Raw genomic sequence first — 15,093 nt, 5'->3', positions numbered from 1 at the left:
TAAGACGCTGTTGCTAAGGTATATAGCGCTAAGACATACAACAGACAACAAAAAGGCACCTTGCGGTGCCTTTTTAGTAGCTATCGCTTTTAGATGAAGCTAGCTCTTGTGAAGAGGTTCGTGCGAAGCTAGTCAACAGTTTTCGCTAAGCTCACCTCAGTTTCAGGCAATACATCTAACGCTTTTGCTTGCTTAGATAACTTACGCGCCTTAGCGACCAACCAAGGCAGTACCAGTGACGGTAACACGATTAGCGCTGCGCCAAACCAGCTCAATGCATCTAACCATTCATCAAACCACAACCAACCAAGGAATACACAAAACAGTAATCCAGTGTACTCAGCAATGGCAATATCACTCGCCTGCGCTTGACGATAAGCTAACACGCAAAACCAATGGTAGGTAAGCAAGAAAGTGTTACTTAGCAAGGCTACGCCAACCATTTCCCAAGATATTGAAATACCGCCAAATAGCTGGGTCATCACTAGCACTAACGGAATACTCAGTAGGTTGTAATACATTAGCGCGTTGGTTGGGCACTCGGTTTTTGGCAGCCCTTTCAGCGTTAATTGACCAACAGCAAAGGTAAAAGCAGCAACGAGCACGATAACACCATACCAGTTAATTTCACTTGGGCGCAGCAAAATCAAAATACCAATAAAACCTAAGGTAATGGTTGCCCACTGCACTGGTGATACCTTTTCTTTTAAAAACAACGCGCCCATGACCATAATCATAATAGGGCCAGAAAAGAACAAGGCACTCGCGGTAGCAAGCGGCAACATCATTAATCCCATGATGAAACACACTGCGCCAATACAACCTAAATTTGAGCGGAAGAAATGCAGCTTAAAGTGTTTAGTCGCGGTATTTTTACTCGCCAACCAAAATGGCAACACCATTAATACCGACAAACATTGTCGTACTAATAAGAAACTCGCGGCATCGGCGCCATCAGGCAACCACTTGACCGATACGTCATATAATGCGCTAAATACATTGCCTAGGATTAACAATCCCATGCCCATCATTACAGCCTTGTTCATCTTTACCCCCAACTCAATCAGGCGGCTATAGTAGCGATCAACCAAGCACTAAAAAAATGATGATTTTTGCCAGAGTATGAATTAGATTAATACTTAAATAACTTGTTATTAGAAAAGTTAAAAAACAACAAAAAGTCAACACATCATGCGTAAACTGCCACCACTAAGAGCGCTGCAAGTATTCGAAGCTGCAGCAAGACATCTCAACTTTTCCCACGCAGCAACTGAGCTGTGTGTCACCCAAAGTGCGGTGTCACATCAAATTAAGCAGCTAGAGAACTACTTTGGCGAAGTGTTATTTATTCGCGATGGCAAAGGGTTCAAGTTGTCAGAAAAAGGCGCGCTGCTGTTTAGTGAGCTTGAAAGCATATTCAATCAGCTTAATGACTTAAGCATGAAGGTGACGGGTGAACAGAATCTAAACCTGCGTTTAGCCGTATTTAGCTCATTTGCGATTAAATGGCTGATCCCGCGTTTAGGTGAATTCAAAAAAAGCTATCCGCAGTACAATATCCGCCTCAATATGATCACCGACGAGCCACAGCTGACGGATTCAGTAGCAGATATGTTTATCTGCGGGCGCAGCAACCAAGCCGGCTTTTGGCAAACCACCTTACACAATGAAAGACTGATCCCTGTTTGTAGCCCAGAATTGATTGAAACTGTCACTCAAGTGGATACCAACTGGTTAGGCGAGCAGTCGTTGCTGGTCGTCGATGAGCCAGATCAGGGGTTAGATTGGGACACCTGGCAGCAGCAAAATCAAATTAGCCTGCCAGACGAGCAGCAAAGGCATATTTTCAGCCATGTGCTGTTAGCGATTGAGGCGGCAACTGCAGGTCAAGGCATCGCACTGGCGTCAGACTTTATGGTCGAAACTGACATCAAATCAGGCAAGCTAGTGGCGCTGAATTTACCCGATGTATTCACTGACTTTCAATTTAACTTCTTGTGTAAGCATAGGCATAAAAAACATCCGGCCATTGCGGCATTTATTCAATGGCTTGAACAACAAGTTGCAGACGAAAAAAAAGCCAACATCTTGTAGATGCTGGCTTGATATCTCTTTAGCTCACTTCAGTTGAGTCGAAATGCTTGAGCCGAATAAGTTGAACCCAAATAGTTGAACCCAAATACCTGGGCTCAAATGATTAGCTGACTATACGATTAAACCAATTTTCTCATAAACGGTTTTTAGCGTAGCGGCTGCACGAACGCGTGCCTGCTCAGAGCCTTGCTTCATCACTTGATCAAGGTAAGCGGTATCTGCACGCAGCTCTTTATAACGTGCTTGAATTGGCTCTAGCATAGCAACAACGGCTTCACCAGTTGCCACTTTCAAGTGACCGTACATCTTGCCTTCAAAGTCTTTCTCAATCTGCTCGATTGATTGACCATTACAGCCCGACATTAAGCTCATTAGGTTAGAAACACCTGGCTTTTGCTCTTGGTCAAAGCGCACGACTGGCGGCTCTTCACTGTCGGTCATCGCTTTTTTCACTTTCTTTAGAATAGCTTTAGGATCTTCCAGCAGACCGATCACATTGTTGCGGTTATCGTCTGACTTAGACATCTTCTTCATTGGATCTTGCAGCGACATCACCTTAGCACCTTGCTTTGGCATAAACGCTTGTGGGATGGTGAAGGTGTCACCGTAAGCATTGTTAAAGCGGTTAGCGATATCACGGGTTAGTTCAAGATGCTGCATTTGATCTTGCCCAACTGGGATTTCATTCGCTTGATATAACAAGATATCAGCCGCCATCAATACAGGATAACCAAATAGACCCACGTTAATGTTGTTAGCGTGCTTTTGTGATTTGTCTTTAAACTGGGTCATGCGGTTAAGCTCGCCCATTTGGGTGTAGCAGTTTAATGCCCAGCTAAGTTGTGCATGCTCAGGTACATGAGACTGAATAAATACCGTGCTCTTTTGTGGGTCAACACCACAAGCAAGGTACAGTGCTAAGGTATCTAAACAGGCTTCACGCAGTGCTTTTGGGTCTTGGCGCACGGTAATGGCGTGTAGGTCAACCACACAGTAGATACAATCATGACTATCTTGCATTGATACCCATTGACGTAGTGCGCCCATATAGTTACCTATGGTTAACTCGCCTGAAGGCTGCGCGCCGCTGAAAACGATGGGTTTAGTCATGAAAGTCTTGCTCCAATAAAATTAATCTAAAAGTAACTCGCCAACTTGTGCAAAATCTTCGCACACGGCTGTTGGTGAACTTAATCCAATATGTTCGCCGTAGTTATAGCCATAGGTCAAGCCTATCGCCGCTACATTTGCTGCTTGGGCGGCTAGAATATCATTTTTCGAGTCGCCAACCATCAAAAGCTGCTCATTTGTCATCTGCCAATGCGCTATTAAGTGCTCAAGAGGCAGCGGATCCGGCTTCATCTTCTCAAGCGAGTCGCCACCAAGCACCACTTCAAAGAAGTCATCAATAGCAAATGACTTCAATAGTGGAATGGTAAACTGATATGGCTTGTTAGTGACAATGGCCATCTTATAGCCAGCTTGCTTGAGCTTAGTTAGCGTATCAAACACGTTAGGGTAAAGATTGCTGTGCTTTTCTAGGTGCAGACCATAATGATGCATAAAACGCGGCATTACGGCATCTAACATATCTTCAAGCTGGGTTTTATTTTGCTCAAGCGCTAACTCATGCTTGGCAAATTGTAGCGCGCGCTGCATTAATACCCGAGCACCGTTACCAACCCAGGAACGCACCTGCTGCTCGCTCGCTGTTGGTAACGATAATTCAACCAATGTGGCATTGGTTGCCGCGGCTAAATCCGGCACGCTATCAACCAGAGTGCCGTCTAAATCAAATGCGATGGCTTTAATGTTATTAAACTGAGTCATTGTCTACCTCTTAAAGCTTTAGCTTTAAAGACAACAAAGCTGTGGCGGCGCGTTGGCAGCAACAGCTTTGAGAACCGATAAAATTATCCGACTTTTGCAAGCTCAGCGCGCATATCGTCAATCACAGCTTTATAGTCAGGCTGATTGAAAATAGCGCTGCCCGCAACAAACATATCAGCACCAGCGGCGGCGATTTCAGCAATATTGTCGGTCTTAACACCGCCATCAACTTCAAGGCGAATGTCATAGCCGCTGGCGTCAATACGCTCGCGTACTTGACGCAGCTTATCTAACGTCGATGGAATAAATGACTGTCCGCCAAAACCAGGGTTAACTGACATAAGTAAAATCACGTCTAACTTGTCCATAACATGGTCAAGGTAATGTAGCGAAGTTGCTGGGTTAAGCACTAAACCCGCTTTACAGCCTGATTCTTTAATCAGTTGCAACGTACGATCAATGTGCTCAGAAGCTTCAGGGTGGAAAGTAATGATGGATGCGCCAGCTTTAGCGAAATCAGGAATGATGCGATCAACCGGCTTTACCATTAAGTGCACGTCAATATCAGCTGTCACACCGTAATCACGAAGCGCCTTGCACACCATAGGGCCGATAGTTAAGTTTGGCACATAGTGATTATCCATCACGTCAAAGTGCACAACATCTGCACCGGCTTTGAGTACAGCATCAACGTCCTCGCCCAAACGAGCAAAGTCTGCAGATAAAATTGATGGAGCAATTAAGTATGGACGCATGGTGTTCCCCTAAAGGCTTGAAATAAGTAACGCGGCTCTGAGCATAGCGCTGTAAATTGCGCGCTATTTTACCCTTTGCGCCCCAAGTGCTCTAGTAGAGATTGCCGTTTTTATTACACAACACTCTTTCCCGTGGTGAGCTAATCGCATATTTATGCACAGTGACATGAAAAAAATTGAACCGATTCATATACTGGCAACGTACTGGACATTCGAGTGAATTGTTTAAAGTAAGACGCAATAATCTATGGTGTACCGGATAAAAAACTACAAAACGTAAACAGATAGCGAATTCGACCAAAGAGTATCTACGCAAAAAGTACAATATATGCAACAAACTGTGTTCATTCTCTATACGGCTTTGCTATAATATGCCTACTTTATATAGGTTTATTCTGTATTGAACGTTTGCCAACAACACAGCAAGGATTTCGCTATGGAACAACATAACAAGAACACGAAATTATCAAAGCTTAGTAATCAATTACTTAAGCCCGCTTTCGCGTTTGCGGCTGTTGGCAGCGTGGTAGCATTTAGCTTCAATAATGCTCAAAGTGAAAACCTACAAACCAAAGCTTGTGTGTGTGATTCTGGTACAACCTACAACACTAGCTTACCAAGCAGTCACCCTAATAACCGCTGCGCATCTGAAGTGACCGACTTAAGTTGGGGTAGCTGGTTAACAGGCAACAGCCGTTCGACTCAGTTCCACTTTATCGATCTTATCGAATTACTGCACGGCCACGAAGATAAACCCCTTTCAGATCTACCAAGTAACACAAACCACGCTGAATAGCGCACAGCTATAATGAGCTTTTGGCAAGTGTTGACTAGCACTCTTGCGGCATTTTTTGGTGTGCAAACCGAGCAAAGACGCGAACGCGACTTCAGCAGTCAATCCCCAGTTCCCTTTATTGTTATGGGAATTATCCTTGCGCTGTGTTTTGTATTAGGGTTGATTTTAGTGGTTAAGTTAGTGCTAGCTAATTAGCTGCCAAGACGCAGCTTTAACTGAGCTAGATAGGGTAAAATCGCTAAGCTTAATACTCTTCATCCTGATAATGGTGGTCGTATAAAGCAATGATTTCATCAACTTTATTACGCCCGCTTCCCTTTTGACTAATATTACGCTGTACAGCAACTGTGGCGTGATTTGCTCCGCGATACAGCTCTCGTGTTAACGGAATATCATGGTTGCTAATCACCACAGGAATGTTACTTCTATGGGCAATATGGCGTGAATGACGCGCTAACAAAGCCTGATCATCAAGGGAGAAGCCTTTACCCACATAGGTAGTAAAGCTTGCTGTCGTCGACAAGGGAGCATATGGCGGGTCGCAATAAATAACATCACCATTTTGAGCTAACTCAAAAGCTTGTTCGTAGCCAATACACTTAAATTCGGCTTTTTGTGCTTTTTCAGCAAAGTAGCGAATTTCTTGCTCAGGGAAGTAAGGTTTCTTATATGAACCAAACGGTACGTTAAAACCACCTTTACGGTTATAACGGCATAAACCATTAAAGCCATGACGGTTCATATATAGGAAGTAAACTGAGCGCAGGAAAGGATCGCTGGATTGATTAAACTCTTCACGAATTTTGTAGTAAGCCTCTTTGTTATTCATTCTATCAACAAACAAGGCTTTCGCTGCCGCGATATATTCATCCGGTCGCGACTTTACAATTTCGTATAGGTGGATTAAATCTTGGTTAATATCGCAAAGTAGATAACTGTCATAGTCAGTGTTTAAAAATACCGAGCCAGCACCCACAAATGGCTCCACCAAACGCTCACCATTAGGTAAGTGTTTAGCTAACTCATCGACCAGTTTGTATTTACCACCTGCCCATTTAAGGAAGGCTCTGTGCTTAGTATTCATTAAATGGGGCTGCGCCAAAAACGGTTTTTTACAAAATTCAAAGGTGACGATTGTACTCTGTTTACCCTGATTTATCACCGCTAAATATCAATTAAATTGCTTGGTATTACAGCTGATTGGACGAAATTTGATAATCTGATAAATCTTGCCACTTACGCACCCAAGGCGCAGCAAAGCCAAACTCACTTTGCAGTTGCTTAGCTTTTTCGCTGGCATCACTCATGGAGGAAAAATTACCGACAAACAACACAAACATAGACTTATGCTCGCTTAAGTACCAGTTGGTATCACTTGCCAGCGCTGACAAAAATGGCTTAAGTGATTTTTGCTGAGTCACACTGGCCAACTGCAAAGTATAACCATTACGTGGCACACGATTATCTTGCTCAGTTAGTGTTTCAATCGGCTCAGCACTTGCTAGCTCAACCTCAGCAAGATCTGCTTGTGAGATTTGGGCAGAGTTAGCTGTGATGACTGAGCTTTCTTCAGCTGTACCGTGCTGCATTTCAATTTCCTGACTCTCACTATTAACCAGATCATTAACTGAGTTATTCATGGCACTCTCTGCATTCGCCAACTCATGCTTAACCGGTTCAGCACCAAAGAGATGAGCGCCAACGTGCTTGCTCTCCTCTACATACTCATGCTCGACTATAGGTGCGTTTACCGTGGCAATGACTTGCGCTTGAACCTTCTCACTTGAGTCAAACCTAGACTGAACATTCAATAAGCCAAGCAGCAGCGTTTGAGTAGATAAACTCGCCTGCTCATGTTGAACCTCAAAAAAGCGGCTTGCCCAGTTAACGTTCGCTTGCTGCGCCCGCTTGTGTTGCAGAGTTTGTAGTGCAGTGAGCTCAATGCTGTTTTTTACAGGCTGATTTGCAGCACTATCTACAGGTAAGGAACTAAGCTCATTTAAACCCAGCGCTGTTTTATACTGATATCCAAATATAGCAATGACTGTAATAACCAATATGATGGCCACATTGAGCATTGGTTTTATCCACTGACGCCATTTTGCCACCTCGAGCTCTGGCTCAGCTAAAGCAACACCTAGTAACTCAATCACCTCAGCAGGGCTGCCCAATTGCTTCTCTAGTTTGCCACTGACAATCTCTCTAGGGATAAATGGTGATTGCCCACTTTGTGTTAGCAAAGTTCGATACAAGCCTTCGCGCTCAGCAATGGGCAAAGGGTCAACATCTACCTGCAGTAGATGCTCAGCCATTGATTGCCCAAGCTGAGTGGATAGCGCACTCCAAGGCTCGTATAAGCAAGTCAAAGTTACGGTAACCAGCTTACCTGCGCAGCATAGCTGGCTTAACAGAATACATTCCACCCATATTTCTAGCGGCAGCAGATGAGCATCATCAATAATAATGTGCAGTGGTTTTTGCAGGCTAGATTGAACTTTGAGTAGGGTTTCGGGCAATGGAACTTCGTCATCAAAAATTGGCGCACTGAGTAACTGCACCAATATTTTGCGTCTGATCTCTGCGGCATCTACATGAGCAGGACACACAATCAAAGCCGAATTGTGGTCGTCTAGTTCTGTCGCTAATACTGTTGCTAGGGTAGATTTTCCCGAACCTTTGGCGCCACAAAGCACGGTGACTTGCTCACCATAGCTTGCCAAATGCTGTAAGCGGTTAACTACCGATTCTTGAGTGGGTAACAGTAAAAAATGTTCAGCCGACACATGCTCACCAATAAGGTTTATGCGCCGTGCTCAATCACCTGTTGAAGTAGAGATTCTGCAACATCACCAAATACGTCAGCGGTGCCGATGGATGTCGGCAAAATCAAGCGTATTTGACCCGCGAGTACTTTTTTGTCGCGGCGCATATGTTTTATAAAGCTGTCAAAATTCATTGAATCTGGCGCTAGGACCGGAAGATCAAACGCACTGTGAATGTCTCGAATACGACAAACAATTGACTCATCAATGAGATTTAAACGATTCGCCGTTTGTGCAGCAAGAACCGTACCGACAGCAACAGCTTCACCATGCAACCACACGCCATAGCCCATTTCAGCTTCAATGGCATGACCAAAGGTGTGCCCTAAGTTTAGCAAAGCACGCACACCACGCTCGGTTTCATCTTGTGCTACGACTTCCGCCTTAATTTGGCAGCAACGTTCTATCGCATAACTTAGCGCCTTAGCATCCAAGGATTGCAAAAGTTGAACGTTATCTTCTAGCCATTGGAAAAAGTCTGCATCCCAAATGACACCATACTTGATCACTTCTGCCATTCCCGCAGCAAATTCGCGCTTTGGTAAGGTTTTTAAGCAATCTGTATCTATGATGACTTGTTTAGGCTGGTAAAACGCACCAATCATATTCTTGCCAAGCGCATGATTGACCGCTGTTTTTCCACCTACTGAGGAGTCAACTTGAGACAATAATGTGGTTGGAATTTGAATAAAATCCACACCGCGTTGATAGCTTGCAGCAGCAAAACCTGCCATGTCACCAACGACGCCGCCGCCTAAGGCAACGATGACACAGTCTCGAGCAAAATTGTGCTCTAACAATGCAGTAAAGATATGGTTTAAGTGAATTAAGTCTTTGAACTGTTCACCGTCAGGTAAAATTACAGACTCAACACTAGAGCATGCCACCAAAGCCGCTTTGAGTTGTTCTACATACAAAGGGGCAATGGTGTCATTAGTGACAATCAGCGCTTTTTTATTCGCTAGGGTTTGCGAATACAGCTCACTTTGATGCATCAAACCTTGGCCAATAAAAATGGGATAACTTCTCTCACCTAAATCGACCTTAATTTGTTGCATAAAACCGTTCCTAAAAGCCTAATTGGTCAATGATTTGATTTGCGACGACTTTCGCACTTTGCTCGTCAGTCTTAACAATAACGTCTGCAATCTCTTCATACAGAGGGTTACGGACTTCAGCTAAGTTCTCTAGTACTTCTCTTGGGTCGTCAACCTGAAGAAGTGGGCGACGTTTGTCACGTTGAGTACGTGCAACTTGCTTATCAATGGTTGTTTCAAGGTATACCACGATACCGCGAGCAGAGAGAAAGTTGCGGATATCTTTGCTTTGTACAGAGCCACCGCCGGTTGCTAGTACAATACCTTGTTTTTCAGATAAATCTGCGATGACTTGCGCCTCGCGACGTCTAAAGCCTTCTTCGCCTTCGACATCGAAAACCCAGGCGATATCTGCGCCTGTACGCTTCTCAATCTCTTGATCTGAATCGTGGAAATCTAAATGCAGCATTTGCGCCAAGTGGCGACCAATTGTGCTCTTGCCTGCGCCCATAGGGCCTACCAGAAAAATATTACGTTTTTCAGCCATTTCGGATACGTCTGAATCTTATTTTGAAAAGAGTGCCTTATCGACTTTTCGATGAAAGCCGACCTATATATTACCTTGCTCTATTGAGACTTGACGGGGGATTATCTCAGTTATGCCCTATTGCTGGCAAGTCATCATCCGAATTATGTGAAATTTTTATTAGTAGCCTTGTACAAGGCGTTGATAGGCAAAAGATTAATGGCGCTTAACTGTATTGGATGCTAGTTATCAAACCTTGCATTGCGTGAGTCTTTGCCAGCAAAAAGCCAACCCTAAGGTTGGCTTTACTCTGTCATTCATTTAGCCGAGGTGGCTAGTCATTCGTTACAGCTCTTCAGATACAATCTTAGGCGTGACGAAAATTAATAATTCCTGACGCTCATTTTTATCTGAGGTATTTCTAAACAAGAATCCGACTAGTGGAATATCGCCTAGTACAGGTACCTTGCTAACACTGCTAATCAGGTTCTGTTGGTAAATACCACCAAGAACAATAGTTTCACCATTATCAACCAGAACTTGGGTACCGATACGTTGAGTATCGATAGCAACAGCTTCACCTGTTGCCGTTTGCACCGTTTCACCTTGCGAGTCTTGAGTAATCTCTAAATCAAGGATTACACGGTTATCTGGTGTAATCTGCGGTGTCACCTTAAGTGAAAGCACCGCTTTTTTAAAGGTTACTGACGTTGCACCGCTCGAAGCAGACTCAACATATGGAATTTCGACACCTTGCTCAATGTAAGCTGACTTTTGGTTAGAAGTAGTAATACGTGGGCTTGCAATAATCTCACCCTTGTTTTCCTGCTCTAACGCACTTAGCTCCATGTCTAAAACCGTACCATCTGATAACTTAGCAACATGGAATGCAATACTTGCTGAGTTAGTTGCAGCCGATGGCAGATTAACATTCAAACGGTCATTCAAGGCTGGAACTAGACCTGCAGCAATTGATTCAGCACCTTCTAGCGAACCAGATGTACCTTTAGTACCTTGCTGATCGGTAATCCCCCAGCGAATACCTAAATCTTCAGAGATATTGTCTTTTACAGTCACCATGCGTGACTCGATCAATACCTGACGAATTGGAATATCCAATACGTCTGTAAGTCGATGAACATTCTCTAGAATCTCAGCAGTGTCCTTCACCAATAATGTATTGGTACGCTCATCCACAGCCACACTACCACGGCTAGAGAGTAAGCTTGAGCCTTCACTCTTAAGTAGCTCTGCAATGTCAGCCGCTTTGGCATAGTTAATCTGAATATACTCAGAATACAGTGGTGCTAGCTCTTTTACTTCTTGTTGATTCTTAAGGTCGTTGCTCTCGCGCAGCGCAAGCTCTTCAGCTGGCGCAACCATCAAGATGTTACCTTCAATACGCTTATCTAACCCTTTAGTTTGCAGAATTAAATCCAGCGCTTGATCCCAAGGCACATCGTCTAAACGCAGGGTAATGTTACCCTCAACAGTATCGCTGGTTACCAGGTTGAAATTGTTGTAATCAGCAATAATCTGCAGCACGGTACGAACAGAAATATTTTGGAAGTTTAGCGATAGCGATTTACCGTTGTACTTCTTATCTTCTTTAGTAACCGAGACGCGCTCAACCTTGTTAATGCTTACTTGGAAAACGTTACCATCTTGCTTTGAGTTAAACTCATAATTACCTTCAACATCAATTAAGATGCGCGAAGTTAGATCTTCTTTAAAGGTTTCAAAACTAGTGACAGGCGTAGCGAAATCCTGAACGTCCATAACATAAAGTAGGTCGTCACTAATGCCTGTGTTGTATAGCTTAACCTGAAGTTTCGCACCAACCTGCTCAACATTAGCTGCAACGGTTGGATTGTTCAGATTAATGAGTAGTTCACCACCACCGGTTTGGTTGCGACGAAAATCGATGCTATCAATAGCATTAACGAACGGGTTAGGACCTGCAGACTGATCAATCACATCGTCATTAATCGTCAAACGATAAGTATTGCCTACAACCTTACCTTGATATGGCTTGATACTATTTAGTGCAACTGTCACCTTCAGATCATCAGCGACCTGTTTAGTGGTAATAGACTCCACACCGATTAAATCAATCGGCAGGTCGTCTTTTGCTAAGTTTGAGATTGTATCGTCAAAACTTAGGCTGATTTCAGTTGGCTTTGCAGATAGGTCTAATTGAGGATCGCCAATATCCGACTCGAACACCAATTCAACTTCAAATTGATGATCAACAACAGTGTGATATTTAACGTCAAGTAAACGATTCGCAGCAAGTGCATTTGGTAACACGCCAACAGCTAAAAAGACACTAAACAGTGTTTTAAGGATAGTTGCGCTCTTGCGTGTTTTTGTCGTGGCAGAAGATTTCATTATTCCCTCATCCTTCGCACGTTATTGTCCAGAAAGCTCTAAGCTACTTGGACGCTCTGCCCAGCAACCTGAACCATCAGGAATTAATTCTAGAATCTCAATGTATTTAGGTGTCACTTTTGCGATACGACCATGGTAAAGACCTAAATACTCTCCCTGGCCAACTCGATAAACACTTGAGTCAGCGGTTTCAACCAGCGCCCAGATTTCATCATCTTCGCTCAAAGTGCCTCGCATTCTTAAGTTATCCAATGCGTAGGTTTCAAGGCGACTCTTACGACGCTTCAAATCAGGTTGTAAGCAATCCTTTGATGTATCAATGACTTCTTCAGTTAATTCCCTTGAAGGTGGAACAAACGGGCTGCGCATTAACTCTGCTTGATATGCAAAATGCTCAAACTTAGGCGTTTCTTTAAGCGGTGGAATACGTGCCACATGCTGCGCTTTAGTTGTGGTTACAAACAATTCCAGATCACTATGATCACCAATACAGCCGGTTAAAAATACCAGTGGGGCGACTAAAAGAGGCTTAAATTTCACTATTTACCCCCCTTTTTCGCTTCTGTTGATAACTCAGCACCTTCTTTGAATCGGTAGGTCTTTGCCAAGATGTCCATGGATAAACTGCCGCTTTCACCACGCTTAATTACAAAGTCATGCAAGCTCACAATACGTGGCAATTTCGCAATACCACTAACCATATGTCCAAGCTGGTGATAATCACCCTCAACAATCATTTTGATAGGGAATTCGATATAGAAATCACGTACGATCTCTTCTTCCCAATCAAGACTATTGATCCGCAAACCTGAATCTGTCGCCACAAAGGTCACGTCGTCTAACAGGCCAGGCATCTCATTTTCAGATGGCAACATCTTTAATAGCTCAGCGAACTGCGCTTCCATGATGACCAACTGCTCACGGTATAACTTTAGATTAGCTGCGAGTCGATATTTATTTTCGAAATCTGTGCGTAACTCTTGCTCTTTACGTTGCTCAGTTTCCATCACGTCAATTGCATCTGAAATAAACAGATAGTAACTAGCAGCAATAACACAAATCGATAAAAACGCAGCAAAAACTATTTTAACTAGCTTTGGCCAAGAACCTATGTTCTCAAAATCAATATCATTAAACTGGTCTAGATCGAGATTCATTTTCTCGCTCCTTTAGCATCACTCCCTTGCCCAGATTCCAGTTCTTTAATGGTTACTCTGAGTCTAAAACGTTGTAACTGTCTCAAGTTTTCGTTCTGAGTTACAATCGACTGCATACTCGGGTCGTGCAGATAATTAGAGGTTTTCACTTTACGCATCATGTTAGCGACATTGTTATTTGATTCACTGCGACCTTCTATCCACAGTAAGCTACCTTTCTTCTCAATACTCGAAAGATAAATGCCCGTAGGCACAATACGCACTAACTCATCTAATACATGTGTCGGCAAATTACTCGATTGCTGAAGGTCTAAGATAATCTCAGTTCGACGCTCAATGTCCTTCTTACGTTCGGTAATCTTGCGGATTTCAGCAATCTGCTTATCTAACAAGCGAATCTCTGAGTTTAGGTATTCATTACGTTGGCGCTGATCATCAGTTACAAGTTCAATAAAGCCTAAAAACAGGTAAATAGCTAATGATGTAAGCAAAAAAACTAGCGCTAAAACACCAATATAATCGCGTTTTTGCTTCTCTCTGGCCTCTTCACGCCAAGGCAGTAAGTTTATGTTCGCCATTGAGCATAACTCCTTAACGCAAGTCCGCAGGCCACCATATATTTACCGATATGTGGCTGCACATCATTTTTAACACTGTCTTCAGCATGCAGGCAGCCCTGGAAAGGATCTGCGACAATGGTATGAACGCCGAGTTCGGAAGTGATAAGTCCCGCCATACCTTCAAGGGTAGCAGTACCGCCAGAAAGCACGATGTAATCGACCTTCTCTTTACCGCTTGAAGTACAGTAAATCTGAATAGTGCGCTTAATTTGCTGCAGTAACTGAGTTTGAAATGGAGATAACACTTCAAACATATAGTTGCGCGGCAGCTCTCCGGCAAGCTTAGCCGACTCGGCTTCGTCGTAAGTCATGCCGTAAAACGACAAAATAGATTGGGTATAGAGCTCACCACCAAACGCTTGCTCGCGAATAAAGCTGGTCTCACCATTTTCAACAACTGCAAACGTGGTCATATTGGCACCTACGTCTACCATGGCTATTGAGGACTCTTTCGCGCCATCTGGTAATTGAGCGTAAATAAGCTCAGCCGAGCGTCCTAACGCATACGCCTCGACATCCACTACTTTTGTATCGAGTTCAACCATATCAAGCACATCGATACGTGAATCAATGTTCTCGGTGCGACACGCACTCAACAACACATCTACCTTGGTTGGATCTGATGCATTTTGGTTTAAGGTTTCAAAATCGATACTAACTTCATCGAGGGAATAAGGAATGAGGTTATCTGCTTCAATTTCAATTTGCGCTTCCATTTCTTCCTCATTTAATGAGGCATCCATGTAAATCACTTTGGTCATCACTGCAGATCCAGAAACTGCTACAGCGGCAAATTTGGCAGATTTAGGTAGGCCGCGCCTTATTTGTTCTAATGACTCTTGTACGGCTTCGGCATCACGAATTTCATGATCGACAACAGCGCCTTTTCTCACTGGCGCGGTCAAGTAATTTTGAATCTTGTATCCATCCGCAGTCTTACTCAACAAAATGGCTTTGATCTCATGGGATCCGATATCGATCCCCACCATTTGTGGAGCCTGACGCTTCCATAATTTAGAAAGCATAGTCCTTCATCACATTTTTTCTCTTTTTTAAAAGAGATTA

16 protein-coding genes are annotated in these 15,093 nt (G+C 43.6%); 3 read left to right on the top strand and 13 right to left on the bottom strand.

What is annotated here, in order from left to right:
* Positions 1–128 precede the first annotated feature (128 nt).
* Entirely contained in the window at positions 129–1,046 is a 918-nt protein-coding gene (locus G3R49_RS16705; protein ID WP_167870422.1) for a DMT family transporter, read from the bottom strand.
* A 145-nt stretch (positions 1,047–1,191) separates the two neighbouring features.
* On the opposite strand from G3R49_RS16705, the gene G3R49_RS16700 reads away from it, so the two are divergent.
* Positions 1,192–2,094: a LysR substrate-binding domain-containing protein gene (locus tag G3R49_RS16700; protein ID WP_167870421.1), complete on the top strand. Its 903-nt coding sequence runs from the start codon at positions 1,192–1,194 to the stop codon at positions 2,092–2,094.
* A gap of 111 nt (positions 2,095–2,205) precedes the next feature.
* Here G3R49_RS16700 and trpS read toward each other — a convergent pair whose 3' ends face one another.
* From trpS to rpe, 3 genes are all read right to left on the bottom strand, one after another.
* Positions 2,206–3,204: a tryptophan--tRNA ligase gene (trpS, locus tag G3R49_RS16695; RefSeq protein ID WP_130600589.1), complete on the bottom strand. Its 999-nt coding sequence runs from the start codon at positions 3,202–3,204 to the stop codon at positions 2,206–2,208.
* 21 nt (positions 3,205–3,225) lie between these two features.
* A complete protein-coding gene (locus G3R49_RS16690; RefSeq protein WP_167870420.1) occupies positions 3,226–3,924 on the bottom strand; it encodes a phosphoglycolate phosphatase in 699 nt (232 codons plus the stop codon).
* Between the two features lie 83 nt (positions 3,925–4,007).
* The gene (gene rpe, locus G3R49_RS16685; protein WP_167870419.1) at positions 4,008–4,679 is read right to left on the bottom strand and encodes a ribulose-phosphate 3-epimerase; all 672 of its coding nucleotides are present in this window, start codon (positions 4,677–4,679) and stop codon (positions 4,008–4,010) included.
* 436 nt (positions 4,680–5,115) lie between these two features.
* Between rpe and G3R49_RS20005 the strand changes: the two genes are divergently transcribed.
* A complete protein-coding gene (locus G3R49_RS20005) occupies positions 5,116–5,475 on the top strand; it encodes a hypothetical protein (RefSeq protein ID WP_207234068.1) in 360 nt (119 codons plus the stop codon).
* Between the two features lie 12 nt (positions 5,476–5,487).
* A complete protein-coding gene (locus G3R49_RS16675) occupies positions 5,488–5,670 on the top strand; it encodes a DUF2970 domain-containing protein (protein WP_167870418.1) in 183 nt (60 codons plus the stop codon).
* Between the two features lie 49 nt (positions 5,671–5,719).
* Here the strand turns inward: G3R49_RS16675 and G3R49_RS16670 are convergent, their stop codons facing one another.
* The 9 genes from G3R49_RS16670 to G3R49_RS16630 all read right to left on the bottom strand — a co-directional run bounded on the left by G3R49_RS16670 (position 5,720) and on the right by G3R49_RS16630 (position 15,053).
* Complete coding sequence (locus G3R49_RS16670) at positions 5,720–6,559, bottom strand: Dam family site-specific DNA-(adenine-N6)-methyltransferase (protein ID WP_167870417.1); 840 nt, start codon at positions 6,557–6,559, stop codon at positions 5,720–5,722.
* A gap of 106 nt (positions 6,560–6,665) precedes the next feature.
* Positions 6,666–8,258, bottom strand: a complete 1,593-nt coding sequence (locus G3R49_RS16665) for an AAA family ATPase (protein WP_167870416.1) — start codon at positions 8,256–8,258, stop codon at positions 6,666–6,668.
* Positions 8,259–8,275: 17 nt separating this feature from the next.
* The gene (gene aroB / locus G3R49_RS16660; RefSeq protein WP_167870415.1) at positions 8,276–9,355 is read right to left on the bottom strand and encodes a 3-dehydroquinate synthase; all 1,080 of its coding nucleotides are present in this window, start codon (positions 9,353–9,355) and stop codon (positions 8,276–8,278) included.
* 10 nt (positions 9,356–9,365) lie between these two features.
* On the bottom strand, positions 9,366–9,881 hold the full coding sequence (gene aroK, locus G3R49_RS16655) for a shikimate kinase AroK (RefSeq protein ID WP_130600575.1): 516 nt from the start codon (positions 9,879–9,881) through the stop codon (positions 9,366–9,368).
* A gap of 324 nt (positions 9,882–10,205) precedes the next feature.
* Positions 10,206–12,251 (bottom strand): type IV pilus secretin PilQ, encoded by a 2,046-nt coding sequence (locus tag G3R49_RS16650; protein ID WP_167870414.1) that lies wholly within the window; start codon positions 12,249–12,251, stop codon positions 10,206–10,208.
* Between the two features lie 21 nt (positions 12,252–12,272).
* On the bottom strand, positions 12,273–12,791 hold the full coding sequence (locus G3R49_RS16645) for a pilus assembly protein PilP (RefSeq protein WP_207234067.1): 519 nt from the start codon (positions 12,789–12,791) through the stop codon (positions 12,273–12,275).
* Positions 12,791–13,408, bottom strand: a complete 618-nt coding sequence (locus G3R49_RS16640) for a type 4a pilus biogenesis protein PilO (protein ID WP_167870413.1) — start codon at positions 13,406–13,408, stop codon at positions 12,791–12,793. Before G3R49_RS16640 ends, G3R49_RS16645 begins: the two co-directional genes overlap by 1 nt.
* Positions 13,405–13,986, bottom strand: a complete 582-nt coding sequence (locus G3R49_RS16635) for a PilN domain-containing protein (RefSeq protein WP_130600569.1) — start codon at positions 13,984–13,986, stop codon at positions 13,405–13,407. The genes G3R49_RS16640 and G3R49_RS16635 overlap by 4 nt, the downstream gene beginning before the upstream one ends.
* Entirely contained in the window at positions 13,974–15,053 is a 1,080-nt protein-coding gene (locus G3R49_RS16630; RefSeq protein WP_130600567.1) for a pilus assembly protein PilM, read from the bottom strand. Before G3R49_RS16630 ends, G3R49_RS16635 begins: the two co-directional genes overlap by 13 nt.
* Positions 15,054–15,093 lie beyond the last annotated feature (40 nt).

The organism is Shewanella sp. WXL01 (assembly GCF_012263345.1).
Classification (GTDB): domain Bacteria; phylum Pseudomonadota; class Gammaproteobacteria; order Enterobacterales; family Shewanellaceae; genus Shewanella; species Shewanella maritima.
Note: the sequence above shows the minus strand (reverse complement) of the source record. Positions and strands in the feature narration are given on the sequence as shown.

What these genes read in the sequence shown, in the direction of transcription:
- G3R49_RS16635 (WP_130600569.1), bottom strand. Translation starts at nt 13,986, where the DNA reads ATGGCGAACATAAACTTACTGCCTTGGCGTGAAGAGGCCAGAGAGAAG.
- trpS (WP_130600589.1), bottom strand. Translation starts at nt 3,204, where the DNA reads ATGACTAAACCCATCGTTTTCAGCGGCGCGCAGCCTTCAGGCGAGTTA.
- G3R49_RS16700 (WP_167870421.1), top strand. Translation starts at nt 1,192, where the DNA reads ATGCGTAAACTGCCACCACTAAGAGCGCTGCAAGTATTCGAAGCTGCA.
- G3R49_RS16640 (WP_167870413.1), bottom strand. Translation starts at nt 13,408, where the DNA reads ATGAATCTCGATCTAGACCAGTTTAATGATATTGATTTTGAGAACATA.
- G3R49_RS16675 (WP_167870418.1), top strand. Translation starts at nt 5,488, where the DNA reads ATGAGCTTTTGGCAAGTGTTGACTAGCACTCTTGCGGCATTTTTTGGT.
- G3R49_RS16670 (WP_167870417.1), bottom strand. Translation starts at nt 6,559, where the DNA reads ATGAATACTAAGCACAGAGCCTTCCTTAAATGGGCAGGTGGTAAATAC.
- aroK (WP_130600575.1), bottom strand. Translation starts at nt 9,881, where the DNA reads ATGGCTGAAAAACGTAATATTTTTCTGGTAGGCCCTATGGGCGCAGGC.
- G3R49_RS16650 (WP_167870414.1), bottom strand. Translation starts at nt 12,251, where the DNA reads ATGAAATCTTCTGCCACGACAAAAACACGCAAGAGCGCAACTATCCTT.
- aroB (WP_167870415.1), bottom strand. Translation starts at nt 9,355, where the DNA reads ATGCAACAAATTAAGGTCGATTTAGGTGAGAGAAGTTATCCCATTTTT.
- rpe (WP_167870419.1), bottom strand. Translation starts at nt 4,679, where the DNA reads ATGCGTCCATACTTAATTGCTCCATCAATTTTATCTGCAGACTTTGCT.
- G3R49_RS16630 (WP_130600567.1), bottom strand. Translation starts at nt 15,053, where the DNA reads ATGCTTTCTAAATTATGGAAGCGTCAGGCTCCACAAATGGTGGGGATC.
- G3R49_RS16705 (WP_167870422.1), bottom strand. Translation starts at nt 1,046, where the DNA reads ATGAACAAGGCTGTAATGATGGGCATGGGATTGTTAATCCTAGGCAAT.
- G3R49_RS20005 (WP_207234068.1), top strand. Translation starts at nt 5,116, where the DNA reads ATGGAACAACATAACAAGAACACGAAATTATCAAAGCTTAGTAATCAA.
- G3R49_RS16690 (WP_167870420.1), bottom strand. Translation starts at nt 3,924, where the DNA reads ATGACTCAGTTTAATAACATTAAAGCCATCGCATTTGATTTAGACGGC.